Annotated in this window: 19 protein-coding genes; 11 read left to right on the forward strand and 8 right to left on the reverse strand. The window is 60.3% G+C overall.

Features of this window, described 5'->3' with window-relative positions; all coding sequences use genetic code 11:
• Nucleotides 1-119: 119 nt before the first annotated feature.
• Nucleotides 120-1,418, reverse strand: a complete 1,299-nt coding sequence (locus ACGSLL_RS07840) for an MFS transporter (RefSeq protein ID WP_394504631.1) — start codon at nucleotides 1,416-1,418, stop codon at nucleotides 120-122.
• 377 nt (nucleotides 1,419-1,795) lie between these two features.
• Here ACGSLL_RS07840 and ACGSLL_RS07845 point away from each other — a divergent pair, with 377 nt between their 5' ends.
• Together ACGSLL_RS07845 and ACGSLL_RS07850 are read left to right on the forward strand one after the other, a co-directional pair.
• Nucleotides 1,796-2,200 carry an acyl-CoA thioesterase gene (locus ACGSLL_RS07845; protein ID WP_003229628.1) on the forward strand — a complete coding sequence of 135 codons (405 nt, stop codon included), beginning with the start codon at nucleotides 1,796-1,798 and terminating at the stop codon, nucleotides 2,198-2,200.
• 57 nt (nucleotides 2,201-2,257) lie between these two features.
• Nucleotides 2,258-3,157, forward strand: coding sequence for a D-hexose-6-phosphate mutarotase (locus ACGSLL_RS07850; protein ID WP_394504634.1), 900 nt, complete (start codon nucleotides 2,258-2,260; stop codon nucleotides 3,155-3,157).
• Between the two features lie 126 nt (nucleotides 3,158-3,283).
• Here the strand turns inward: ACGSLL_RS07850 and ACGSLL_RS07855 are convergent, their stop codons facing one another.
• The 5 genes from ACGSLL_RS07855 to ACGSLL_RS07875 all read right to left on the reverse strand — a co-directional run bounded on the left by ACGSLL_RS07855 (nucleotide 3,284) and on the right by ACGSLL_RS07875 (nucleotide 7,100).
• Nucleotides 3,284-3,820, reverse strand: a complete 537-nt coding sequence (locus ACGSLL_RS07855) for a DUF3299 domain-containing protein (protein WP_394504636.1) — start codon at nucleotides 3,818-3,820, stop codon at nucleotides 3,284-3,286.
• Nucleotides 3,821-3,913: 93 nt separating this feature from the next.
• Nucleotides 3,914-4,159: a GlsB/YeaQ/YmgE family stress response membrane protein gene (locus ACGSLL_RS07860; protein WP_208939209.1), complete on the reverse strand. Its 246-nt coding sequence runs from the start codon at nucleotides 4,157-4,159 to the stop codon at nucleotides 3,914-3,916.
• 111 nt (nucleotides 4,160-4,270) lie between these two features.
• Nucleotides 4,271-5,353, reverse strand: coding sequence for a 5-(carboxyamino)imidazole ribonucleotide synthase (locus tag ACGSLL_RS07865; protein WP_394504638.1), 1,083 nt, complete (start codon nucleotides 5,351-5,353; stop codon nucleotides 4,271-4,273).
• Nucleotides 5,354-5,363: 10 nt separating this feature from the next.
• Complete coding sequence (gene purE / locus ACGSLL_RS07870) at nucleotides 5,364-5,855, reverse strand: 5-(carboxyamino)imidazole ribonucleotide mutase (RefSeq protein WP_007954291.1); 492 nt, start codon at nucleotides 5,853-5,855, stop codon at nucleotides 5,364-5,366.
• Nucleotides 5,856-6,191: 336 nt separating this feature from the next.
• Nucleotides 6,192-7,100: a LysR substrate-binding domain-containing protein gene (locus ACGSLL_RS07875; protein WP_258451135.1), complete on the reverse strand. Its 909-nt coding sequence runs from the start codon at nucleotides 7,098-7,100 to the stop codon at nucleotides 6,192-6,194.
• A 180-nt stretch (nucleotides 7,101-7,280) separates the two neighbouring features.
• Between ACGSLL_RS07875 and ACGSLL_RS07880 the strand changes: the two genes are divergently transcribed.
• The 3 genes from ACGSLL_RS07880 to ACGSLL_RS07890 all read left to right on the forward strand — a co-directional run bounded on the left by ACGSLL_RS07880 (nucleotide 7,281) and on the right by ACGSLL_RS07890 (nucleotide 11,864).
• Nucleotides 7,281-8,705, forward strand: a complete 1,425-nt coding sequence (locus tag ACGSLL_RS07880) for an aspartate ammonia-lyase (protein WP_093096767.1) — start codon at nucleotides 7,281-7,283, stop codon at nucleotides 8,703-8,705.
• 535 nt (nucleotides 8,706-9,240) lie between these two features.
• Nucleotides 9,241-10,689: an alanine/glycine:cation symporter family protein gene (locus ACGSLL_RS07885; protein WP_336356531.1), complete on the forward strand. Its 1,449-nt coding sequence runs from the start codon at nucleotides 9,241-9,243 to the stop codon at nucleotides 10,687-10,689.
• 170 nt (nucleotides 10,690-10,859) lie between these two features.
• Complete coding sequence (locus ACGSLL_RS07890) at nucleotides 10,860-11,864, forward strand: asparaginase (RefSeq protein WP_394504642.1); 1,005 nt, start codon at nucleotides 10,860-10,862, stop codon at nucleotides 11,862-11,864.
• A 71-nt stretch (nucleotides 11,865-11,935) separates the two neighbouring features.
• Here the strand turns inward: ACGSLL_RS07890 and ACGSLL_RS07895 are convergent, their stop codons facing one another.
• Nucleotides 11,936-12,367: a hypothetical protein gene (locus ACGSLL_RS07895; RefSeq protein WP_394504644.1), complete on the reverse strand. Its 432-nt coding sequence runs from the start codon at nucleotides 12,365-12,367 to the stop codon at nucleotides 11,936-11,938.
• Nucleotides 12,368-12,747: 380 nt separating this feature from the next.
• Between ACGSLL_RS07895 and ACGSLL_RS07900 the strand changes: the two genes are divergently transcribed.
• The 3 genes from ACGSLL_RS07900 (at nucleotide 12,748) to ACGSLL_RS07910 (ending at nucleotide 19,663) form a co-directional block, all read left to right on the forward strand.
• Nucleotides 12,748-13,743: an AraC family transcriptional regulator gene (locus ACGSLL_RS07900; protein WP_394504646.1), complete on the forward strand. Its 996-nt coding sequence runs from the start codon at nucleotides 12,748-12,750 to the stop codon at nucleotides 13,741-13,743.
• Nucleotides 13,744-13,877: 134 nt separating this feature from the next.
• The gene (locus tag ACGSLL_RS07905; protein WP_394504648.1) at nucleotides 13,878-14,903 is read left to right on the forward strand and encodes a histone deacetylase family protein; all 1,026 of its coding nucleotides are present in this window, start codon (nucleotides 13,878-13,880) and stop codon (nucleotides 14,901-14,903) included.
• A 152-nt stretch (nucleotides 14,904-15,055) separates the two neighbouring features.
• The gene (locus ACGSLL_RS07910; RefSeq protein WP_394504650.1) at nucleotides 15,056-19,663 is read left to right on the forward strand and encodes a dermonecrotic toxin domain-containing protein; all 4,608 of its coding nucleotides are present in this window, start codon (nucleotides 15,056-15,058) and stop codon (nucleotides 19,661-19,663) included.
• Here the strand turns inward: ACGSLL_RS07910 and pdxR are convergent.
• Nucleotides 19,620-21,173: a MocR-like pyridoxine biosynthesis transcription factor PdxR gene (gene pdxR / locus ACGSLL_RS07915; protein WP_394504652.1), complete on the reverse strand. Its 1,554-nt coding sequence runs from the start codon at nucleotides 21,171-21,173 to the stop codon at nucleotides 19,620-19,622. The two genes, ACGSLL_RS07910 and pdxR, sit on opposite strands and share 44 nt — an antisense overlap.
• Nucleotides 21,174-21,265: 92 nt before the next feature.
• Between pdxR and ACGSLL_RS07920 the strand changes: the two genes are divergently transcribed.
• From ACGSLL_RS07920 to ACGSLL_RS07930, 3 genes are read left to right on the forward strand one after another with little or no spacing between them, the layout of a single operon-like run.
• On the forward strand, nucleotides 21,266-21,889 hold the full coding sequence (locus ACGSLL_RS07920) for an FMN-binding negative transcriptional regulator (RefSeq protein ID WP_394504654.1): 624 nt from the start codon (nucleotides 21,266-21,268) through the stop codon (nucleotides 21,887-21,889).
• A gap of 10 nt (nucleotides 21,890-21,899) precedes the next feature.
• The gene (locus ACGSLL_RS07925) at nucleotides 21,900-22,346 is read left to right on the forward strand and encodes a GNAT family N-acetyltransferase (RefSeq protein ID WP_394504657.1); all 447 of its coding nucleotides are present in this window, start codon (nucleotides 21,900-21,902) and stop codon (nucleotides 22,344-22,346) included.
• Between the two features lie 11 nt (nucleotides 22,347-22,357).
• Complete coding sequence (locus ACGSLL_RS07930) at nucleotides 22,358-23,029, forward strand: GNAT family N-acetyltransferase (protein ID WP_394504659.1); 672 nt, start codon at nucleotides 22,358-22,360, stop codon at nucleotides 23,027-23,029.
• Nucleotides 23,030-23,069: the final 40 nt, after the last annotated feature.

Here is a 23,069-nt window from a genome sequence, read left to right on the forward strand (position 1 = left end):
CCCACGCTCTGCGTGGGAATGCCGCCAGGGACGCTCTGCGTCCGTTTCGAGAGGTGACGCAGAGCGTCACGGGATGCATTCCCACGCGGAGCGTGGGAACGATCAGGCGGAAGGAAAAATCAGCGCCCCTTCCTCCACAACCACGCACCTACAAGAATCCCCATCCCGCACAGCACCGCTACGTAATAAGCAGGCCCCATCGCGCTTTCCTTGAGCAGCAGACTCACCACCATCGGTGTCAAGCCACCGAAGATTGCGTACGCAACGTTGTACGAGAACGACAAGCCGCTGAAGCGCACCACCGGCGGGAATGCCTTGACCATCACATACGGCACCGCGCCGATGGTGCCGACCAGCAGACCGGTCAGTGCATACAGCGGAAACAGCCAGCCCGGGTGGTCGGCGAGGCTGTGATAGAAGGTCCACGAGCTGATCAGCAGGCCGAGGCAGCCGAAGACGAAGACGCGACCGGCACCGAAGCGATCGGCCAGCGCACCGGCACCGATGCAACCCAGGCTGAGGAAGACGATGGCCAGGCTGTTGGCCTGCAACGCGGTGGTCGGCGAGAAGTGATAGACCGTTTGCAGCACGGTCGGGGTCATCAGGATGACCACGACCACGCCGGCCGACAGCAACCAGGTCAGCAGCATCGAAATCGCGATCGCGCCACGGTGATCACGCAGTACCGCGCGCAGCGGTACTTCCTCAGCCAATGCCTTGCGCTGTTGCAGCTCGGCGAACACCGGGGTTTCGTGCAGCCAGCGGCGCAGGTACACGGAGAACAGGCCGAACACACCGCCCAGCAGGAACGGAATCCGCCAGGCGTAATCGGAAACTTCCGCCGGGGTATAAATGCTGTTGATCGCCGTGGCGACCAGAGAGCCGAGCAGGATGCCGGCGGTCAAACCGCTGGTGAGCGTGCCGCAGGCATAGCCGATGTGTTTTTGCGGGACGTGTTCGGAAACGAAGACCCACGCTCCCGGCACTTCCCCGCCAATTGCCGCGCCCTGAATGACGCGCATCAACAGCAGCAGGATCGGCGCCCAGATGCCGATCTGCGCATACGTCGGCAGCAAACCCATGATCAGCGTCGGCACGGCCATCATGAAAATGCTCAGGGTGAACATCTTCTTGCGCCCCAGCAGGTCGCCGAAGTGCGCCATGACGATGCCGCCCAGCGGCCGGGCGAGGTAGCCGGCAGCGAAGATGCCGAAGGTCTGCATCAGCCGCAGCCACTCGGGCATGTCGGCCGGGAAGAACAGCTTGCCGACCACGGTGGCGAAGAATACGAAGATGATGAAATCGTAGAATTCCAGCGCCCCGCCGAGGGCGGACAGCGACAGGGTTTTGTAGTCATTGCGGGTCAACGGTCGTACGGGTTGCTCGGGCTGCGCGAGGCTCGAAGGCGCTGTGGTCATGGCAAGGGCTTCTCTTATAGTCGAATCTGTCGCCACAACAACGCTGGCGGTGGCTCGGACAGGTTCGGCACCATAGCAAATTGTTCGAAAAAGCACATAGAGGCGCGTAATTGACGGTCGAAATCAGAACCGGACGGTCGTCGTGGAGTCTACCGACCGATATACTCGCCACCTGCGCAGGTTTTGTAAGAGGTTGCTGTGCGAAAACGTTGTTGGCCCGCCCTTTGCTCGGGATTTAGCCTTTTTCGCAGAGTTTCCCTTTAGGCGCCTGATGGAAAACGTGACGAACGCAGTGTGTTCGGTGTTGAATCGTTTTTCTTGAAGACGGCTACCACCCGCAATACCCACGAAGAGTCACGGGTCAGAGGCCCCTCGGCATGATAGAGCTCGAACAAGAAGATCCGATCCCGCAGGGCGACCTGGCCCTGCAAATCACCGCACTTCCACGCGAAACCAACGGCTTTGGCGATATTTTCGGCGGCTGGCTGGTAGCGCAGATGGACCTGGCCGGCACCGCCATGGCCAGTCGCGTTGCTGGTGGCCGTGTCGCCACGGTGGCCATCGACCGTATGGCGTTTCTGGTGCCGGTGGCGGTCGGCGCGCAGTTGTCCTTTTATACCCAGACCCTGGAAATCGGCCGCAGCTCGATCCAGATGATGGTCGAAGTGTGGAGCGATGACCCACTCTCCAGCGAATGGCGCAAGGTCACCGAAGCAGTTTTCGTGTTCGTCGCCATCGACGGCAGCGGTCGCACGCGTTCGGTGCCGCCACGCGCGCGTTAAACCTCGCGGCCGTTTTGCGGTCGATAGTCGTCCCCAGTGTCTGATCGAGAGTTGCCCATGAACACGCCCAACGTTGAAGCCGTGAAACAGGATGAACTGAACTGCTGGCGCATCCGCCACGGCAAGGCCGAAGTGCTGGTGGCCCAGCAAGGCGCGCACATCCTCAGTTATCAGGTCGACGGCCAGCCGCCGATCATCTGGCTCAACGACAAGGCCGACTTCAAGACCGGCAAAAGCATCCGCGCCGGCGTGCCGGTGTGCTGGCCGTGGTTCGGCAAGTTCGAACGCAACCCGCAGAGCGTGCAAGCCATGTACACCGGCGCACAACCGGCCCCCGCGCACGGTTTGGTGCGGGCGATGGATTGGGAACTGGGCGGCATCGAGTCGGAGGCTGACGGTATCAAGGTCGAGTTCAAGCTGCCGTACCCTGAAGGCGGCTTGCCGGGCTGGCCCCACGAAGTCGATCTGACCCTGACTTTGCATCTGGCAGATCAGTTGAGCTACAGCCTGACCAGCCACAACCGTGGCGCCGACAGCGTGACCCTCAGCCAGGCGCTGCACACGTATTTCGCCGTCAGTGATGTGCGTAACGTGCACGTTGATGGTGTCGCCGGGCTGAATTACATCGAGACCCTGGACGACTGGAACACCGCCAGCCAGCAAGGTGATCTGCAGTTTGCCGGCGAAACCGACCGCATCTACCTCGACGCTCCGTCGCAACTGAGCATCGTCGATCCAACCTGGGAACGCCGCATCGTGCTGACCTCGACGGGCTCGCGCACGGCGGTGATCTGGAACCCATGGATCGACCGCGCCGCTGCATTGCCGGACATGGACAATGACGGCTGGCAGCGCATGCTCTGCATCGAGACGGCGAATGTGATGGATGACATCATCACATTGGCGCCGGGGGCGAACCATACCATGGGCGTCAGCGTTGCCAGCAAACCGCTCTAACCAGCACCGCAATACAAAATGTGGGAGCGAGCCTGCTCGCGAAGGCGTTGTATCAGTCAACATTCAAATGTCTGACACAACGTTTTCGCGAGCAGGCTCGCTCCCACAGTTGCTTCGTGGTGACTATTAGAGATCAGCCTCCTGCACCACCCGCACCTTGTCCGCCTCCAGCGCATACGCTGCATCGGCCAGGTCATTGCTGACCTTTTCGATCTTCAGCGTGCCGGTCACCCACAACGGCGTGTAGATATCGTCCAGCTTCAAACCCTTCGGATAGCGCACCAGCACCAGTTGATTCGGCGGCGGTGGCGGCACGTGGATGCACGCGCCCGGATACGGCACGAGGAAAAACAGCGTGCTGCGACCCTTGGCATCCGACTCCAGCGGCACCGGGTAACCGCCGATGCGGATGTGCTTGTCGTTCATGGCTGCCACGGTTTTCGTCGAGTACATCACCGCCGGCAGACCTTTGGCCTGCTTCATCCCGCCCTTCTCGGTGAAGGTGCCGGTGGCTTCCGGGGTGTTGTGATCGATTTCAGGCATGGCCTCAAGGGCCTTCTGGTCCGACTTGGGCATCAGTTCGAGCCAGTCGGTTTCCGGCAGTTCGCCGGCGTGGGCCAAACCGCTGCCCAGCAAGAGGAGAGTCAACAAAAGACGGCGCATGAAGGTGCTCGGCATAGAAAGGAAGGAACGTTGAATCGCCGAGCATTCTAGCCCTCCCGGCCAGTTTGGCAGAGAGGGCTTTGTCGCTTTGGATCAGTTCTTTTTGATCAGGCCGTAGATCACCAGCAGCACGATCGCGCCAACCAGCGCACCGATGAAACCGGCACCCTCGCCCGCCTGATAAATACCCAGAGCCTGGCCGCCGTAGGTGGCTGCCAGCGAACCGCCGATACCGAGCAGGATGGTCATGATCCAGCCCATGCTGTCATCGCCCGGTTTCAGGAACCGCGCCAGCAGGCCGACGATCAAGCCGATAAAGATGGTTCCGATAATTCCCATGACATTTCCCTCTGATTTGGTAGATATGCGAAAGCCTAGTCAGAGTTTCGCATCCTGCCATGAGAGAACGACGGTCCCTGAATGGTTCCGCCGTTGTCACATGAAACTGTCTTACTCGGCGATCAACGCCTGGACCTTGACGATCTGCGCCTGCAGCGTGGCCATGTCGGCGCAACGCAGGTTGACGTGACCGACCTTGCGCCCGGCCTTGAAGGCTTTGCCGTAGTGATGCAGGTGGCAGTCTTCGATCGCAATGACCTTCTCAACCGGCGGGACCACACCGATGAAGTTGAGCATCGCGCTCTCGCCGACCTTGGCGGTCGAACCCAGCGGCAGGCCGGCAACGGCGCGCAGGTGGTTTTCGAACTGGCTGCACTCGGCGCCTTCGGTGGTCCAGTGCCCGGAGTTGTGTACGCGCGGGGCGATTTCGTTGGCCTTGAGGCCGCCGTCGACTTCGAAGAACTCGAACGCCATCACGCCGACATAGTCGAGCTGCTTGAGCACACGGCTGGAATAGTCTTCCGCCAGCGCCTGCAGTGGGTGATCGGTGCTGGCCACCGACAATTTGAGGATGCCGCTGTCGTGGGTGTTGTGCACCAGCGGATAGAACTTCGTCTCGCCATCGCGCGCGCGCACGGCGATCAGCGAGACTTCACCGGTGAACGGCACGAAGCCTTCGAGCAAGCAAGCGACGCTGCCCAGTTCGGCGAACGTACCGATCACGTCTTGCGGTGTACGCAGGACTTTCTGGCCCTTGCCGTCATAACCCAGGGTGCGGGTTTTCAGCACGGCCGGCAGGCCGATCGCAGCGACAGCGGCATCCAGATCGGCTTGCGACTGGATGTCGGCAAAAGCCGGGGTCGGAATGCCGAGATCCTTGAACATGCTCTTTTCGAACCAGCGGTCGCGAGCGATGCGCAAGGCTTCGGCGCTCGGGTAGACCGGCACGAATTGCGAGAGGAACGCCACGGTTTCGGCCGGGACGCTTTCGAATTCGAAGGTCACCAGATCGACTTCATCGGCCAGTTGGCGCAGATGATCCTGATCGCCGTAATCGGCCCGCAGGTGTTCGCCCAGCGCGGCGGCACAGGCGTCCGGCGCAGGGTCGAGAAAAGCGAAGTTCATCCCCAGCGGAGTACCCGCCAGGGCCAACATGCGACCCAACTGGCCGCCACCGATTACACCGATCTTCATCTCAACAACCTCAGGCAATACGTGGGTCTGGATTGTCCAGGACGCTGTCTGTCTGCTCGGCACGGAAGGTTTTCAGTACCGCGTGGAACTGCGGATGCTTGGCGCCGAGAATGCTCGCCGAGAGCAGGGCTGCGTTGATCGCGCCGGCCTTGCCGATAGCCAGGGTGGCGACCGGAATGCCTGCTGGCATCTGCACGATCGACAGCAGCGAATCGACGCCCGAGAGCATGGCCGACTGCACCGGCACGCCCAGTACCGGCAGGTGGGTCTTGGCCGCACACATGCCCGGCAGGTGGGCAGCGCCACCGGCACCGGCAATGATCACCTCGATGCCACGGCCTTCAGCCTCTTCGGCGTACTGGAACAGCAGATCCGGGGTGCGGTGGGCAGAGACCACTTTGACCTCGTACGGGATGCCGAGCTTTTCCAGCATATCGGCGGTGTGGCTAAGGGTGGACCAATCGGACTTGGAGCCCATGATCACGCCAACCAGTGCACTCATCGTCGCGCCTCTTCTCTCAGGAGCGCCCGCAGGCGCGTCATAAAACAACAAGCCACGCAGGTTGCGTGGCTTGATTGTACGAAAAATGGCCGGACGTGCCGGCCGAAGGCCGCGCAGTATACCGCAAAGAAAGCAATAAACAGCCCCCCGCGCGACCATCTGTCTTCTGCCGCAAAAGCCCGGTTTTGTTGACCTTAAGGTCAGCGACAGAACACCGCAAATCCCCTTCTGTGGGAGCGAGCCTGCTCGCGAAAGCGTTGAATCAGTCGCCATCAATTTTGTTGACACGACGCCTTCGCGAGCAGGCTCGCTCCCACATTTGGTCTTCATCAGGCTTCAGGTGCTTTGTGCGGCGCCGCCCTCAAGCTTGCGCCACAGCAGCCGCACATTGGCCTTGCGCACCAGGGCGCAGCGATACAGGCGAATCTCCAGCGGCACATGCCATTGCGGGCCGCCGCAGACCACCAGTTCGCCGCGAGCCAGTTCGGCGCGCACGCTCAGTTGTGGCACCCAGGCAATGCCGAGGCCTTCCAGCGCCATGCTTTTCAGGCTGTCGGCCATGGCGGTTTCGTAGATCGTGGTGAAGCGCAACTGGCGCTGGCGCAGCAGACCGTTCACCGAGCGCCCGAGAAACGCGCCAGCGCTGTAGGCCAGCAGCGGCACACTCGCCTCGCCCTCCAGATCGAACAACGGCTTGCCCTCGGCATCCGCTGCGCACACCGGGAGCATTTCGGTCTGGCCCAGATGCAGCGACGGGAAGATTTCCGGGTCCATCTGCATCGCCGAATCCGGGTCGTAGAACGCCAGCATCAAATCGCAACCGCCCTCGCGCAAGGCGTGCACCGCGTCGCCGACGTTGGTCGCCACCAGCCGCGTGGCGATATTCAAGCCTTCATTGCGCAACTGCGCGATCCAGCGCGGGAAGAACCCCAACGCCAGCGAGTGCGCCGCCGCGACTTGAATGACTTCGCCCTGCCCGCCTTCCAGATGATGCAGATGGCGCAGCACTTCACCGAGCTGTTCGACCACGGTGCGTGCGGTCACCAGAAACAGCTGCCCCGCCGCCGTCAGCTCGACCGGCGTACGCGAGCGATTGACCAGCGTCAGGCCCAGGGCAGCTTCAAGGCTGCGGATCCGCCGACTGAACGCCGGCTGGGTCACGAAACGCCGTTCGGCCGCCTGCGAGAAGCTGCGGGTGGCGGCCAGAGCACTGAAGTCCTCGAGCCATTTGCTTTCCAGATTCATCACGTCCTCCCGGACACGCACCAAAACAGGTCACACGTTTGCCGCACCAGCGGCGTCACATCGACATTATGCCGAATGTGCATAGGCCAGCGCTTAACAGCATTGGCCCAAAAATCCCCACAAGCCTAGCATTCGCAGCGTTCCGGCACAGACCGGGTCCTTATCGAGATGATTTCCATCATGTCCTCCGCTGCATCTTTCCGCACAGAAACCGACCTGCTTGGCGCCCTCGACGTACCGGCGCAAGCGTATTACGGCATCCAGACCCTGCGAGCGGTGAATAACTTCCGTCTCTCCGGCGTTCCGATTTCGCATTACCCGAAACTGGTTGTGGGCCTGGCGATGGTCAAACAGGCCGCCGCTGACGCCAACCGCGAGTTGGGTCACCTGAGCGAAGCCAAGCACGCTGCCATCAGCGAAGCCTGCGCCCGATTGATCCGCGGTGATTTCCACGAAGAGTTCGTGGTCGACATGATTCAAGGTGGCGCCGGTACGTCCACTAACATGAACGCCAACGAAGTGATCGCCAACATTGCGCTTGAAGCAATGGGTCACCAGAAAGGCGAGTATCAGTACCTGCACCCGAACGACGACGTGAACATGGCGCAGTCGACCAACGACGCTTACCCGACGGCCATCCGCCTGGGTCTGCTGCTCGGTCACGACACTCTGCTGGCCAGCCTCGACAGCTTGATCCAGGCGTTCGCGGCCAAGGGCAAAGAGTTCGATCACGTCCTGAAAATGGGCCGTACCCAACTGCAGGACGCCGTGCCGATGACCCTCGGTCAGGAATTCCGTGCCTTCGCCACCACCATGGGCGAAGACCTGGCCCGTCTGAAGACGCTGGCCCCGGAACTGCTCACCGAAGTGAACCTGGGCGGCACTGCGATCGGTACCGGCATCAACGCCGACCCGCGTTATCAAGCGCTGGCAGTACAGCGTCTGGCGCTGATCAGCGGTCAACCGCTGGTGCCGGCGGCCGACCTGATCGAAGCGACATCCGACATGGGCGCCTTCGTGCTGTTCTCCGGGATGCTCAAGCGCACCGCGGTCAAGCTGTCGAAGATCTGCAACGACCTGCGCCTGCTGTCCAGCGGTCCGCGCACCGGCATCAACGAAATCAACCTGCCGGCGCGTCAGCCAGGCAGCTCGATCATGCCCGGCAAGGTCAACCCGGTGATCCCGGAAGCGGTAAACCAGGTGGCGTTCCAGGTCATCGGTAACGATCTGGCGCTGACCATGGCAGCCGAAGGCGGCCAACTGCAACTGAACGTGATGGAGCCGCTGATCGCCTTCAAGATCTTCGACTCGATCCGCCTGCTGCAACGCGCCATGGACATGCTGCGCGAGCACTGCATCGTCGGCATCACCGCCAACGAAGCGCGTTGCCGCGAACTGGTCGAACACTCGATCGGTCTGGTCACCGCACTGAACCCGTACATCGGCTACAAAAACGCCACGCGCATCGCCGGCCTCGCCCTTGAAAGCGGCCGCGGCGTGCTGGAACTGGTACGCGAAGAAGGCCTGCTCGACGAAGCCATGCTCGCCGACATCCTGCGTCCGGAAAACATGATTGCCCCGCGTCTGGTTCCGCTCAAAGCCTGAACCGACACGTAACTTGTAGCACCGCTCACCAGGTCGAGGGACTAGACACCTCTCACCTTTTGAGGGCTTGGGGACCTGGTCCCCGAGCCCTTTTTTTTAACTGTTTGACCCTGAGACCCCGAATGCCTCGGGACTGAACAATGTGGGAGCGAGCCTGCTCGCGAACGCGCCTTGTCAGGCGCCATTGCGTTGTCTGACACAACGCTTTCGCGAGCAGGCTCGCTCCCACAGAAGCTCAGTCCCTGCATAAGCCCGGCGCCGGTAACGCCGGGTGTTTCAACGCTTCGTTTCGTCGCTTGCACCACAACCGTGCAGACGGGCGCGCCACTGATCGGTATAGTGCCGCCCCTCTTCGCGTGAGCGGTCGTCAGTAACGAGGCCATAACCCATGCGAAACCCGAACTAATAACAAAACCCGCGATATGGATCCGGGACGAAACCTTCGCCTCACCCGTTGTGCCGTGCGCACCGCGGTGTAACACGATGTTTCTCCGATCCAGCATTTGCTCTCACAAAAAACAGCGAGGAAAAATCCATGCTCGAAGTCATTAACGACTTCCTCTCAGGGAAAGTACTGATCGTGCTCATTGTCGGGCTCGGTAGCTACTTCACGATTCGCTCGCGTTTCGTTCAACTGCGCCACTTTTTCCACATGTTCGCGGTGTTCCGCGACAGCCTCAAAGGCAGCGCCGGGCAGCTCAGCTCGTTCCAGGCCTTGATGCTCAGCCTCGCCGGCCGCGTCGGTGCCGGCAACATCGCCGGTGTCGGCATCGCCGTGACCCTCGGTGGTCCGGGTGCGGTGTTCTGGATGTGGGTGACCGCGCTGGTCGGCATGTCCAGCAGCTTCTTCGAATGCACCCTCGCCCAGGTCTACAAGCGCGCCGATGGTGACGGTCTGTACCGTGGCGGCCCTGCGTACTACATCCAGCACGGCCTCAAGCTCAAAGGCATGGCGGTGGTGTTCTCCATCCTGCTGCTGGTCACCTATGGCTTCGCTTTCATTGGTCTGCAGTCCTACACCGTGACGCATTCACTGCAGAACGCCTTTGAGTTCAATCCACAACACACCGGTATCGTTCTGGCCGTGCTGCTGGCTATCACCTTCATCGGTGGCATCAAGCGCATCGCTTCGGTGTCCGACCTGCTGGTACCGATCAAGACGCTGGCCTATATCGGCGTGACCCTGTACGTGATCGGCACCCAGATCGAACACGTGCCAGCGATGCTGGAAACCATCTTCAAAAGCGCCTTCGGTCTCGACCCGGCCTTTGCCGGCCTGCTCGGCAGCGCGATTGTCATGGGTGTGAAGCGTGGCGTATTCGCCAACGAAGCGGGCCTCGGCAGTGCGCCGAACGTCGCCGCCGTGGCGGCCGTCAAGCACCCGGGCGCGCAGGGCGTGGTTCAGGCCTTCAGCGTGTTCCTGGACACCTTCGTGATCTGCACCTGCACCGCGCTGCTGATCCTGCTGTCGGGTTTCTACACCCCGGGCTTCGAAGGTGACGGCATTGTCCTGACTCAGAACTCGCTGGCCGCGGTGGTCGGTGACTGGGGTCGCATGTTCGTCAGCGTCGCCCTGTCGCTGTTCGTCTTCACGTGCATTCTCTACAACTACTATCTGGGCGAGAACAGCCTGCAATTCCTCACCCGCAACCGCGCCGCACTGATGATTTTCCGCGGTCTGGTGCTGGCGCTGGTGGTGTGGGGTTCGATGCAGGACCTCACGACCGTGTTCGCCTTTGCCGACATCACCATGACCTGTCTGGCGTTCGTTAACCTGGTGGCCCTGGCCATGCTGTTCAAGGTCGGCATGCGCGTCATGCGCGACTACGACGAGCAGCGCCGCGCCGGCGTCAAACAGCCCGTGTTCGACTCGAGCAAGTTCCTCGATCTGGATCTGGATCGCAACGCCTGGCCGGCCAACCCGCCGGCAGCTGCGGGCAAGACCGAAGCCGAGCCGCAAGGCGTACCTGCAGCGCAACGCTGACCGGTGAATGACGGGCGCATCCCCTGCGCCCGTCAGTTATTGTGGTGCAATAACTTGTAGGAGTGAGCCTGCTCGCGAATGCTATCCGTCAGTTGATACAAGGCTGACTGACACATCGCTTTCGCGAGCAGGCTCGCTCCCACAGGGCCCTCATCGTTTCGGAGAATCCCATGAATTCGTCGACTTATCCCGCTGCCCAACACGTCATGGTGCTTTACACCGGTGGCACCATCGGCATGCAGGCCAGCGCCAACGGTCTGGCCCCGGCGTCCGGTTTCGAAGCGCGCATGCGTGACTATCTGCACAGCCAGCCGGAGCTGGTCGTGCCGCAGTGGCGCTTTCGCGAGATGTCGCCGCTGATCGACAGCGCCAACATGACCCCGGCCTATTGGCAGCAACTGCGCGAAGCGGTGGTCGATGCCGTCGACGTGCAGGGTTGCGACAGCGTATTGATCCTGCATGGCACCGACACGCTGGCGTACAGCGCGGCGGCGATGAGTTTCCAGTTGCTCGGCCTGCAGGCTCGCGTGTGCTTCACCGGCTCGATGCTGCCCGCCGGCGTTACCGACAGCGATGCCTGGGAAAACCTCAGTGGCGCACTGGTCGCGCTCGGCCAGGGCCTGGCCCCCGGCGTGCATTTGTACTTCCACGGCGAACTGCTGGCGCCGACCCGTTGCGCCAAAGTGCGCAGCTTCGGGCGGCATCCGTTCAAACGTCTGGAGCGTCAGGGTGGCGGCGTCAAAGCCACTTCGATGCCTGCCGCGCTCAACTACAACCAGCCAAAACAACTGGCCCAGGTTGCCGTTCTGCCGCTGTTTCCCGGCATCAGCGCCGATATTCTCGACGGCCTGCTCGATAGCGGCATTAAAGGTCTGGTGCTGGAGTGCTACGGCAGCGGCACCGGGCCGAGCGACAATCCGCAATTCCTCGCCAGCCTTGGCCGCGCACAGAACAACGATGTGGTGGTCGTAGCCGTGACACAGTGCCATGAAGGCGGTGTTGAGCTGGATGTCTACGAAGCGGGCAGTCGTCTGCGCGGTGTCGGCGTATTGTCCGGCGGTGGCATGACCCGGGAAGCGGCGTTTGGCAAGTTGCATGGATTGCTGGGGGCAGGGCTTGACACACAGGAAGTTCGTCAACTGGTTGAGCTCGACCTGTGTGGCGAGCTTGTCTGAACAGCGCTGGCCAGTACACCTCTGGTCATAAATAAACCTTCCTGCAAATGAATGCAGGAAGGTTTAAACAATCAATTCAATGTAACTTCAAACTTTCCGGCGGTGAGTTTGGAGTTATCGTCTCTGTCGCCCTGCACATTATCCAGCAATCCAGCGATTTCTTTACTGCCCTCTCGCCATTCCACTCGAATCCAGCCCTTTGTCGCCACCCACTCTTGCACAGAATCCTGAAACAATAAATAAGCAGGGTCGCCGTGCCTTACAAATTCCACTTTCATATTCAAATAATCTTTGCCGATTACCACGCCAATAATATTATTGCGGTCCGGATCTCCGCCGCTCATATCGAAGTCCAAAACAATATCATTTGTACGGACTTCAGCGTGAATGACAGGAAATGTTTGCTTTTGACCGTCAACCTCAACAGTGATTTGGCCTTGAAGTGCTTTCTTGCTGCCTTTGAATAATTCCAGCGAAAATTCTTTAGCTTGTGAATGGCTCATTTTAAAGCTCCTTGGCGATACATTAAGTCAAAGTTCATATTTACTGAAAAAACTGCAACAGCCACTGGCAAACTAGACCCGACATATGAAGCTGTCAAAAAAAACACTTACAAATAAAAACATTCGACAAACGGTCAATATCGAGCCAAAAACTGTAATTTCTGACAGTAGACCAAGCGCAGCTTAAATTTTAAAATTGGCATGCGTCTTGTTCTGCTCGTATCACTTAAAGCTCTATCGTTACCTTAAAAATAATAAATTTTAAATTTATTATCTCTATCCAGTGGATGAAAGTTTAACTTTCGATATATTTTCGATATTACAATTTTGAGCGGCACATAAATTGCTGTGGTATCCCATCCAAGTTCGGAAAACCTCCTATGCTTCACTCCCACCTCACCACCCTCAATGCGGTCTCACTGATCCTCAACACCTTCAAGGCCGAAGGCTTGTCGAGCGAGGCGTTGCTGGCCGGCAGCGGCATCACCGCGGCAGATTTGCAGCGTGCCGACACGCGCATTACCACCAATCAGGAGATGCAGGTCTGCGCCAACGCGGTCGCGCTCAAGCGTGACATTGGCCTGGAACTGGGCCGACGCATGCATGTTTCCTGCTACGGCATGCTCGGTTACGCCCTGCTCACCTGTGCCACCTTTGGTGACGCACTGCGTCTGGCGATCCGTTATCCGGCGCTGCTGGGAACACTTTTTGAATTGAGCCTTGAAGATGATGGCGAACGCATCTGGTTCGCCGCCGCTGATTATCGTGAAAGCCCGGCGATGGCGGTGTTCAATGCCGAGTTCTGTCTGGTATCGCTGAAACTCATCTGTGATGACCTGCTTGGGCATCCATTGCCACTTCTGGCTACACGTTTCGAACATGCCGCGCCGGACTACCGTGACAGTTACGCTGAGCACTTCGATGCGCCGCTGCACTTCGGCGCCAAGGACAACGCGTTCGCATTCGAGCGCCAATGGCTGGATCAACCATTGCCATTGGCCGACAGCATCACCCATCAAACCATGGCTGAGCGCTGTCGCAAGCAGAACCTTGAATTCACCGGACGCCAGGCCTGGCTCGGGCGGATTCGGCAGTTGCTCAGCGCGCAGTTAAATGCGGCACCGGGCCTGGAGGGTCTGGCACAGCAGATGAAATGCTCGCCGCGTACCCTTCGCCGGCATCTCAAGGACATGGGCAGCAGCTATCAGGAACTGCTCGATGAGCTGCGTTTCGAGCGGGCCAAGCAGATGCTGTGTGAGGATCAGTTGCCGATCTACCGCATCGCCGAGACTTTGGGGTTCAGCGAGACCGCAAGTTTCCGCCATGCGTTTGTGCGCTGGAGCGGTGTCGCACCGAGTCAGTTCCGCCCACACTGAATGCCCGTGTGGGGGCGAATTGCGGACACAGCTTTTGGCCAGATGCATCCCCTTTTGGCCTTTCCTGCCGTTCTCCGTTTCACCTCGCCCCGCAACACTGAAGGCCACCGAACCAGCCTTGCGGAGAACAACAAATGCTGACGATCTACTCGGACGATCACCACCTGCACCATGGCCGCTGCGAGCTCATCGATGGACAGCTCAAACCCTGCTTCGAGATGCCTTCACGCGCCGACCACGTTTTGCAGCGAGTGAAAAGCCAGAGTCTCGGCCCGGTCGAAGCACCGCAGGATTTCGGTCTGGAGCCGATCGCACGCATCCACGACCGCGATTATCTGGAGTTCTTCAAAGGTGCCTGGGCGCGCTGGACCGAATTCAATACCGACGGCGATTTGCTGCCGTACACCTGGCCGGCGCGCACACTGCGCGCGATCAAGCCGACCAGCCTGCATGGCCAGCTCGGTTATTACAGTTTCGATGGCGGCGCGCCAATCACTGCCGGCACCTGGCAAGCGGCGTACAGTGCGGCGCAAGTGGCCCTGACCGCGCAAGCAGAAATCCAGCGTGGCGCACGCGCGGCCTTCGCGTTGTGCCGGCCACCAGGGCACCACGCCGCCAGCGACCTGATGGGCGGTTATTGCTACCTCAACAACGCCGCCATCGCCGCGCAGGCTTTTCTCGATCAGGGCCACCAGAAGGTCGCGATCCTTGACGTCGATTACCATCACGGCAACGGCACCCAATCGATTTTCTATCAGCGCAGCGACGTACTCTTCACCTCGATCCACGGCCACCCGGAAGCGGAGTTTCCGTTCTTCCTCGGCTATGACGACGAACGAGGCGAAGGTGCCGGTGAAGGCTTCAACTTCAATTATCCATTACCGGCCGGTTCCGGCTGGGATGTTTGGAGCGCCGCGCTGGAGCAGGCCTGCGGGGAAATCGAGCGTTATGGCGCCGACATCATCGTCGTGTCGCTTGGCGTCGACACCTTCAAGGACGACCCGATCTCGCAATTCAAGCTCGACAGCCCCGATTACCTGGCCATGGGCAAACGCATCGCCGCCCTTGGCAAGCCGACCCTGTTCGTCATGGAAGGTGGCTATGCCGTGGAAGAAATCGGCATCAATGCGGTGAACGTGCTGGAAGGTTTCGAGCAATAAAAACCCGGCAGTCTTCCACGACAAACGACCCGCCGGCGCGGGTCTTTTTTTGCCCCGCGATAGGTATCTACCGCAGACCCTGCGCCGCCCCCCGCTACCTTGCCCGGCACCGCCGCCCTTCCGGCGCGCGGCCATCAGAGCAGGAGTTGCCCATGTCTGAAATCCCCTCGCCCAGCGCTGTCGATGTCGTTACGCAACTGGTCACCGGCCCGTCACTGGGAGAAGTCGCCTCGAAAACCTTACGCCCAGCCTTGAAAAAACTTTACCCGGATCAGGATATCGACCCGCAGTCGAGCATGGTCGTCAGACCCACATGGCACCTTCAGGCCGATCAAGTGGTCCCCGGCCGCCATCTCGTCGAATCGTTGACTGACACCCTGGTGCGTCTGGCGCTTTCCGGCACCACCGTGACCTACCTCGACGGCGAACATTACCTGACCTTGCAGCCCGACCAGCGATCCGCCGTTCAGTTACCGGTCAAGATCAGTGCCATCGGCCTGTTGCTCAATCAATTGGCACCGTTGCTGTTCATCGCCTACAAGGAGCAGCACGTGCGTTACTGGGACGACTTCACTTACCCCGGCCAGCCACGCTGGCAACAGATGTCGCAAGCCCTGCGCAATCTGTGGACCAGCGACGCGGCCCCTGACCGGGACACCGTTCAGCAGGCCATGGTTGCAGCGGTTTCTCACCATCCCGACAAGGCCGGACGACTGCCCAACGACAAATACAAGACCCGCGCCTGCCTGATCGATGTGGACCAAGGCGAAGGCGATACGCAGCAACATCTGACCTTGCTCGACACCGCGGTACTGATTGGCAACGATGACAAGCGCATCGTGATCATGACCCATTCGGTGATTCACGGTTTCAGAAACTTCGAGTCGCTGGAAGAGCTCGGCGAGTCCTTGCCGCGCCGCTATTGGGACGCCGCCGCGAGCACCGATCTGAAATGGCGACTGGTCGAGCCGCAGGGCGACTTCTTCGATTACCAGGCGTGTGCGCTGATTGCTCTGGAAGCAGACGCCTTGGGCTCGATCAATTTTTTTCAGGGCGCCAGCCTGCGCAATAGCTATCCGCATGCCGGAACGGCGGGTAATCCGCACGCACCGACGCCGCGTTTGAAACCGCATATGGAGCTCCTGCGGCCGATGTTGCCTGCGTGGCTGGACAACGCACCGGCAGCCGATCAAACCCGCTACAGCCGACATCTGTTGGACCTGGCCACCGTACAACATACCAACCTGGGAAAAACCTTCCAGAGCGAAGTCGCCAGCCTGCACGCGTTCACCCTCAATGCCCTGAAACAACAGATGCTCAAGGACCATCCGAAGGCCGGGGAAGTGAAGATTGAAGACATTCAAATCACCATCACCAGCCTGGTGGTCTGGGGCACGTTCGTCTTGCCGGGCAATACCCAGACCCACACGCTGTCGCTGGTCGAGCTGGCGTTGCAGAATCTTGCGGGACAGCCGATTGGCAACAAGACCGTGGGTTACCAGGATGGCAGTGCCGTGCCGCAATGGATGACCGCCAGTTATCTGGAACAACTGGTGGGCAGCGTCGATATCGGCAAAACCTACCCCGCGCACCTGCAGAAATTGCTGATCGACGACAGCGAGCAGGCCACAGCGCTGCAAGGACTCTACACCAGCCAACTGCCCATCGAGCTGCCGCTACTGGCGCTGCAACACAAGATACAAGGCAAGGCCGGCATCACCGAGCAGGGTTATCGCTATGTCGTTGCTGCGCTGGCCAGCACGGAGGATGAACGGTACGTCGACCGCGATGAAATCGTCATCCGTCCGTTGGCATTCATCGCCCATCGCTCCAGCGCCAAGGCAGACACCGTTGAAAACATGTTCATCATCGGCCCACGCGAGGTGAGCAAAGGGCCGTGCGTGCTCTACCGGCCGCTGTTCGAAATGGCCTTGATGCAATTTCCTTCTCACGCCAACTTGCTCTACCAGATCCAGCATTCGCATGAGTTGCGCGAGTCAGTACTGGCCTGGCTGGCGGATGACGTGCGCTTCAATTACAGCCAGTTCGTGTTCACCGCCAGCCTGCCTTCGGTATGGACAATTCCGCAGTTGCTGGTCAATCCCACCACGGCCCTCGACATGTCCGGCGCCGTCGCGCTGGCAAAGGCGACCATTGCAACCCCGCTGCTGGCGACACTGCACGAGCGCAATGTTCAGGCGGTCATTACTCAGGCCGATCGCCAATCGGTGTCCGATGCCGAGGCGCGCTGGGCGACGCTGAAACACGGCGGCTGGCTGCTGTTCAATGCAGCGTTGCCGTTCCTGGGCCGCAGCCTCGGTGCAGCGGCATGGGTCTGGCAGATCATGGATGATCTGCAAGAAATCAGCGACGTGGCCAATCAGCAATCCGGCAAGACCGCCTGGGCCGCGCTTGCCGATATATTGCTGGCGCTGGGCATGGTCCTGGCCCATCGTGCGGCGGTTGGCGATCGGCCGCACAGTGAGTCGATCATCGAGGAACAACCGCCAACAACCACACCCACAGTCGAGCTACCCACCAGCAAACCCGCGCAGTTGCCTGATGTCGTCGATGGCGCATTGCCGATCAGCCATGAAATATCGGTCAACCGCTTCACCCCACTGAAACGTTCGCCCGTTGCGTTGACGGCGGTGCTCGACAGTTTTCAGATCGCCAAACCCAGGGGCATTGGCATGGCTGCCAGCGAAGGTGCATACCGGCACCTCTATCCGCGCCAGAAACAATGGTTTGCCGCTGTCGGCAAGCGCTGGTTCGAAGTCACGATCAATGAGCACGGCGATGTCCAGATTATCGACTCGCGTCAGAAAGCCGCGCGGATCGGGCCGCTCATCAGCCGCACGGCCAACGGCGAATGGGTGATTGACCTGCGCTTGCGCCTGCGCGGTGGCGGACTCGACAGCGCCCTTGAGGCATTGCAAAAGGTCAACAAAATGGGCGCGCGACAGCTGACCGCCGAAATCAGCGCTTTCGACAAGACCATGGACACCAAGCGACAACAGCGCAACGCCGACCACACCGCGTTCCTTGAGGCGTTACCGGCGACTCGCACAGCGGCTCGCGAGCGTTATCTGGCGACGCTCGACGCGCAAAACCAGGCGTACGGCAAGAACATCGAACAGATCAAGGCGTTGAATCAAAAGCAACCCATTCCCAATTACCGCACGGTGATGAAGGAGCGACTGGAAATGCGTTTGTTTCTCGGCCAGGAATGGCTTGAACTGCATTCGAAGGATTTTCAGTCCAGCCTGGAAACCATCCAGGCCATGCTGGCGGAGGAGTCCCGTTTCGAGGCTGAAGCGTTTGTGCAGACCTTCGAGAAGATGACCGATCAGACCCAGGCCATCATCGACAAAATGGAGTTGGCCCAGAACCGTTTCGATGAGCTGACACTGATCGGCAACGACGCAGTCGAGGTCATCAAGTCCTATCGTGATGCATTGCCCGGCTACGATCTCAACGACCTGAAGCTGTTACAGATCAGCCTCGGTCAGGAGATCTGCGTCAAGCCAGGCGACACCGTTACCCACACCAACGTGTACCAGGCGCTGAGCACTTTGGTCGAAGAGGCGGCGCTGAATATCCAGAGCACGCTGAACCTGACCGCTGACGAAAGCCTCGACAACTTGCGCGAGCGCATCGATGTGCTGAGCACGGCGGCCGAACGGTTCACTTCCGTCGATCAGCGCTTTGGCGATCTGCTCATTGACCACTCCGAGCAGATCAATACCGAGCGCCTGCAACTGGTGCGTAAACGCGTCAACGAATTCAAGGCCCGTGCCGACGCAAAACTGGTGGAACTGCTGCGCTTCAAACATTTGCTGGAACCGATGCCCGGCCCGTCACGGCCACCATCCGCCGCGACATCAACGCGACGGATCATCAAGACCCGATCACAGGGCACGCTGGTCGGCGAACGCAAGAAGAGCCTCGACGGTGAGGACACCGGTCTGGTGGAAATACGCACCACCCTGACCGGCGTCATCGCCACATTCGAAGAGCAATCACCCGGTGTCTGGGTCGAACAGCGCACCGTCAGACCTGCACCGCCCCAGGCCAGCCCTGATTTGAAAAAGAGTATGCGTGAGGGCCAGGCGCTGATCGACGGTCTCGCCGCTTTTCACCGAGGGGTCGAGGCTCGGCTCAAACGAGGTCAGCGCATTCCTGTCGAAGCCGAGGAGCAATATCACAACCACGCTGCTGTGTTGCGCGCAGCGAACGCGGCCATCGATGAAGCCTTGACTGCCAGCAACCTGACCGCCGATCTGAAAAAACCGACCGAGGCGCTCGGCCACCAACTGGACGAGGCGGCCAACGGCCTGATAGAGAAAGGCACCCGAACGCGCATCAGTATGGTCAAGCAACAAGCGCCGACAGCCGCTGGCGTTCAATGGCTCAAAGACCAGGGGGAAGTCACAATTGCCCAGACGGTGATTCGTCATCGCATCAAGGGCAAGACCCCGGATTTTCTCGATGAATATGAAATACGCGACGTCAAGACCCACAAGGCGTTGTGTTATGCACATTTCCATTACAGCAGCGCGCAGGCACCCGCAGCACCGTTCCCCCCTGGCCACATGAAAACTGTCGGGCAGCGGTTTATGCGCGGCGCTTATGAGCCACGCTTGCTCGGTGACCAGGCACTGATCGATATCCATCGCAGCAACATTTCCAGCACGTCTGCGCTGGCACTGTTTTCTACGCCCGCCACGCCTGTCGCAAGCGGATCAGCGCCGCTTTGATCGCAGGTTCCGGCACAGCGGCAAAACCCAGCACCAGCCCGGCACGCTGATCCGCCGGGGTGCTGGAGTCCGCTAGCCAGTAACCGCTCAAGGCATTGATCTCCACCTCGACGCGGGCAGCTTGTTCAATCAATTGCCGCTCGCGTTCGAGGCTATCGACGGCCACGGTCAAATGCAGCCCGGCCGAGACGGCGGGCAATTCGCCCACGCCTTCAATCTCACGCGGCCAGCCGTCGAACAGCGTATTGCGCCGGCTCAATGCGGCCCGACGCATGCGCCGGATATGCCGCTGAAAATGCCCGGCCGCCATGAATTCAGCCATCACCGCTTGGGTACTCACCTCGGAGTGCCGGACGTCCACCGCGCGGCGTTGCGAGAAGGCATTCACCAATGCTGGCGGCAGCACCAGATAACCGAGGCGCAATGCCGGGAACGCGACCTTGCCGAACGTGCCGACATACAGCACGCGCCCCTGGCGGTCGAGTGCCGCCAACGGTGCCAGCGGCGCTCCGGTGTAACGGTACTCGCCGTCATAGTCATCCTCGACGATCCAGGCCTGGCTGCGCTCGGCCCAGGCCAACAGTTCGAGGCGCCGCGCCAGGCTCATCACCACGCCGGTCGGGTACTGGTGGGAGGGCGTCACGTAAGCCACGCGACAGTTACCGCTCGCCGCCAACGCCGAACTGTCCATGCCCTCTGCGTCCACGGCGATCCCCTGCAATCGAGCGCCTGCCACGGCGAAGGCGTGACCGGCTGCGCGGTAACCCGGATTTTCGATCGCGACACTGTCGCCCGGCTCCACCAGCAACTGTGCACAAAGGCTGATGCCCTGTTGTGCACCGCTGGTGATCACAATTTGTTCAGCGGAGCACTGCATGCCGCGTGAGCTGCGCAGGTACGCAGCGATCATCGCGCGCAGACGCTGGTCACCAGAAGGATCGCCGTAGCACAACTGCTCCAGGTCCGGCTTGCGCCAGAAAGCCGCATTCAGCTTGGCCCACACGTCAAACGGAAACAGATCGAACGCCGGCACACCGACCCGAAATGCCCGGGGCGGACCACTCGGCGGTCGCGGCAAATGATTGCTTTCGATGCGCGAAAAACTGCTGCTGTGGATAACTTCACTGGATGAAACCACAGGTAAATCCAGCCAATTTGTGGATAAGGCTGTGGGTAAGCCTGTTGAAAACCCTGTGGACAGTTTTGTGGATAGTTTTTTCGACGGCGTTGCCGCAGGCACCAATTGCGCGACATAAGTACCGTCGCCCACGCGCCCTTCAATAAAGCCTTCGGCATACAGCTGATCGTAAGCGCGCACCACGCTGTTGCGCGAAATGCCCAGCGCCGCCGCCAGATCGCGACTGGCCGGCAACCGCGTGCCGCTCGCCAGGCGCCCGTCCAGAACCCGTAGGCGCAAAGCCTGATAAAGCTGACGGCTCAGCCCCTGCCGGCGATCGAGTTCGATACCGGCCGGATTGAACGGCATGGACAACGGCGCTGAATCAGGCATGACAATGGACCTATGAAATTGGCCGGCAATGGCTCTTACAACAGACCAATAGCCTGCCTAGGATGCAGGCATTCGCCAAGGAAATTCTGTCCATGTACACACCTCGCGCTTTTGCCATCGAAGATCTGTCCCAATTGCACGAATTGATCCTCGCCACCCGCCTCGCCATTCTCGTCAGCCATGGTGAAAACGGCCTGCAGGCCAGCCACGTGCCGGTGTTGCTGCATCGCGAACAAGGCGAATACGGCACGCTGTACGGGCATCTGGCCAAGGCCAACCCGCAGTGGAAAGACTTGCGCGACGGTGCCGAAGCCATGTTGATCTTTGCCGGCGCCGACGCCTACGTCAGCCCGGGCTTCTACCCCAGCAAGGCCGAGCACGGCAAAGTCGTGCCGACCTGGAATTACATCGCCGTCCACGCCTACGGGCATGCCGAGACCTTCAGCGATGGCGGGCGCCTGCTCGACATCGTCAGCACTCTCACCGACCGCCACGAAGCCGGGCGGGCGCAACCCTGGGCCGTCGCCGACGCACCGGCCGATTACATCGACGGCATGCTCAAGGCCATCGTCGGTTTCGCCATTCCGATCGAGCGTCTCGAAGGCAAACGCAAGCTCAGCCAGAACCGCAGTGCCGAAGACATTGCCGGTGTGCGCGACGGCCTCGCTGCCAGCCCGGACGCCAATGATCAAACCCTCGCCCGCTTGATGCGTTAAGGAAATCACCATGAGTCAGATCGACATTCGCCCGGTCAGCGCCGCCGACCATGCCGCGTGGCTGCCGCTGTGGCAGGCCTACCTGCGGTTCTACAACACCGAACTGCCGGACACGGTGACGCAAAGCACCTGGCAGCGCTTTCTCGATCCGAACGAACCCACCCATGCCGCGTTGGCCTGGGCCGACGGCAAGGCGGTGGGCATGGTGCATTACATCTATCACCGTTCGAACTGGAGCATCGAAAACTCCTGCTACCTGCAAGACTTGCTGGTGGTCCCTGAAACCCGTGGCACTGGCGTCGGCCGGCTGCTGATCGAACACGTCTACGCCACTGCCAAAGCCGACGGCTGTGGCAAAGTCCATTGGTTGACCCACGAAACCAACGCCACCGCGATCCAGCTCTACGAACGGATCGCCGAACGCCCGGGCTTCATCCAGTTTCGCAAAGCCCTTTAGGAGATGCGCCCATGACCGCTTCACTCGCTGACTGGAAAGGCGTCCCCGCCCCCACCGCCACCCTTCTCGAAGGCCGCTTCATCCGCCTGGAAAAACTTGACCCGGCGCGGCATGCCGATGAGCTGTACGCCGCCCTCGAAGGGCCCGGTGCCGACCCGAAACTCTGGGACTATTTGCCGTACGGTCCGTTTCCCGAGCTCAGCGCATTCAACGATTGGCTGAACAATCACGCGGCCAACAGCGACCCGTATTTCTTCAGCGTCATCGACCGTAAAACCGGTCAGGTGCAGGGCATTCTCAGCCTGATGTCAATCGTTCCGGCGCAGGGCCGTATCGAAATCGGCCACGTCACGTTCGGTGCGCCAATGCAGCGCTCGCCGAAAAGCACCGAAGCGGTTTATCTGCTGGGCCAATACGCCTTTGAGCTCGGTTATCGCCGTCTCGAATGGAAATGCAACAACGGCAACGCCCGCTCCAGATACGCGGCCGAGCGTTTGGGGTTCAGCTTCGAAGGGGTGTTCCGCCAGCATATGGTGGTCAAAGGCCAGAACCGCGATACCGCGTGGTATTCGATTCTGGATTCGGAATGGCCGGCGATTGGCGCAGGCTTCGAACGCTGGTTGAGCGATGACAATCAGACGCCGACCGGTCAGGTCAAAGGTCTGGCCGAGTGCCGAACCTAGTCTTCACAGGCGCCCCAGTGAGAGCGAGCCTGCTCGCGAA

The organism is Pseudomonas retamae (genome assembly GCF_043496865.1).
In the GTDB taxonomy this organism is placed as follows: Bacteria; Pseudomonadota; Gammaproteobacteria; order Pseudomonadales; family Pseudomonadaceae; genus Aquipseudomonas; species Aquipseudomonas retamae.

Bases quoted from the DNA above. Each gene is read 5' to 3' on its own strand.
- ACGSLL_RS07840 (WP_394504631.1), bottom strand. From the start codon at position 1,418: ATGACCACAGCGCCTTCGAGCCTCGCGCAGCCCGAGCAACCCGTACGA.
- ACGSLL_RS07845 (WP_003229628.1), top strand. From the start codon at position 1,796: ATGATAGAGCTCGAACAAGAAGATCCGATCCCGCAGGGCGACCTGGCC.
- ACGSLL_RS07850 (WP_394504634.1), top strand. From the start codon at position 2,258: ATGAACACGCCCAACGTTGAAGCCGTGAAACAGGATGAACTGAACTGC.
- ACGSLL_RS07855 (WP_394504636.1), bottom strand. From the start codon at position 3,820: ATGCGCCGTCTTTTGTTGACTCTCCTCTTGCTGGGCAGCGGTTTGGCC.
- ACGSLL_RS07860 (WP_208939209.1), bottom strand. From the start codon at position 4,159: ATGGGAATTATCGGAACCATCTTTATCGGCTTGATCGTCGGCCTGCTG.
- ACGSLL_RS07865 (WP_394504638.1), bottom strand. From the start codon at position 5,353: ATGAAGATCGGTGTAATCGGTGGCGGCCAGTTGGGTCGCATGTTGGCC.
- purE (WP_007954291.1), bottom strand. From the start codon at position 5,855: ATGAGTGCACTGGTTGGCGTGATCATGGGCTCCAAGTCCGATTGGTCC.
- ACGSLL_RS07875 (WP_258451135.1), bottom strand. From the start codon at position 7,100: ATGAATCTGGAAAGCAAATGGCTCGAGGACTTCAGTGCTCTGGCCGCC.
- ACGSLL_RS07880 (WP_093096767.1), top strand. From the start codon at position 7,281: ATGTCCTCCGCTGCATCTTTCCGCACAGAAACCGACCTGCTTGGCGCC.
- ACGSLL_RS07885 (WP_336356531.1), top strand. From the start codon at position 9,241: ATGCTCGAAGTCATTAACGACTTCCTCTCAGGGAAAGTACTGATCGTG.
- ACGSLL_RS07890 (WP_394504642.1), top strand. From the start codon at position 10,860: ATGAATTCGTCGACTTATCCCGCTGCCCAACACGTCATGGTGCTTTAC.
- ACGSLL_RS07895 (WP_394504644.1), bottom strand. From the start codon at position 12,367: ATGAGCCATTCACAAGCTAAAGAATTTTCGCTGGAATTATTCAAAGGC.
- ACGSLL_RS07900 (WP_394504646.1), top strand. From the start codon at position 12,748: ATGCTTCACTCCCACCTCACCACCCTCAATGCGGTCTCACTGATCCTC.
- ACGSLL_RS07905 (WP_394504648.1), top strand. From the start codon at position 13,878: ATGCTGACGATCTACTCGGACGATCACCACCTGCACCATGGCCGCTGC.
- ACGSLL_RS07910 (WP_394504650.1), top strand. From the start codon at position 15,056: ATGTCTGAAATCCCCTCGCCCAGCGCTGTCGATGTCGTTACGCAACTG.
- pdxR (WP_394504652.1), bottom strand. From the start codon at position 21,173: ATGCCTGATTCAGCGCCGTTGTCCATGCCGTTCAATCCGGCCGGTATC.
- ACGSLL_RS07920 (WP_394504654.1), top strand. From the start codon at position 21,266: ATGTACACACCTCGCGCTTTTGCCATCGAAGATCTGTCCCAATTGCAC.
- ACGSLL_RS07925 (WP_394504657.1), top strand. From the start codon at position 21,900: ATGAGTCAGATCGACATTCGCCCGGTCAGCGCCGCCGACCATGCCGCG.
- ACGSLL_RS07930 (WP_394504659.1), top strand. From the start codon at position 22,358: ATGACCGCTTCACTCGCTGACTGGAAAGGCGTCCCCGCCCCCACCGCC.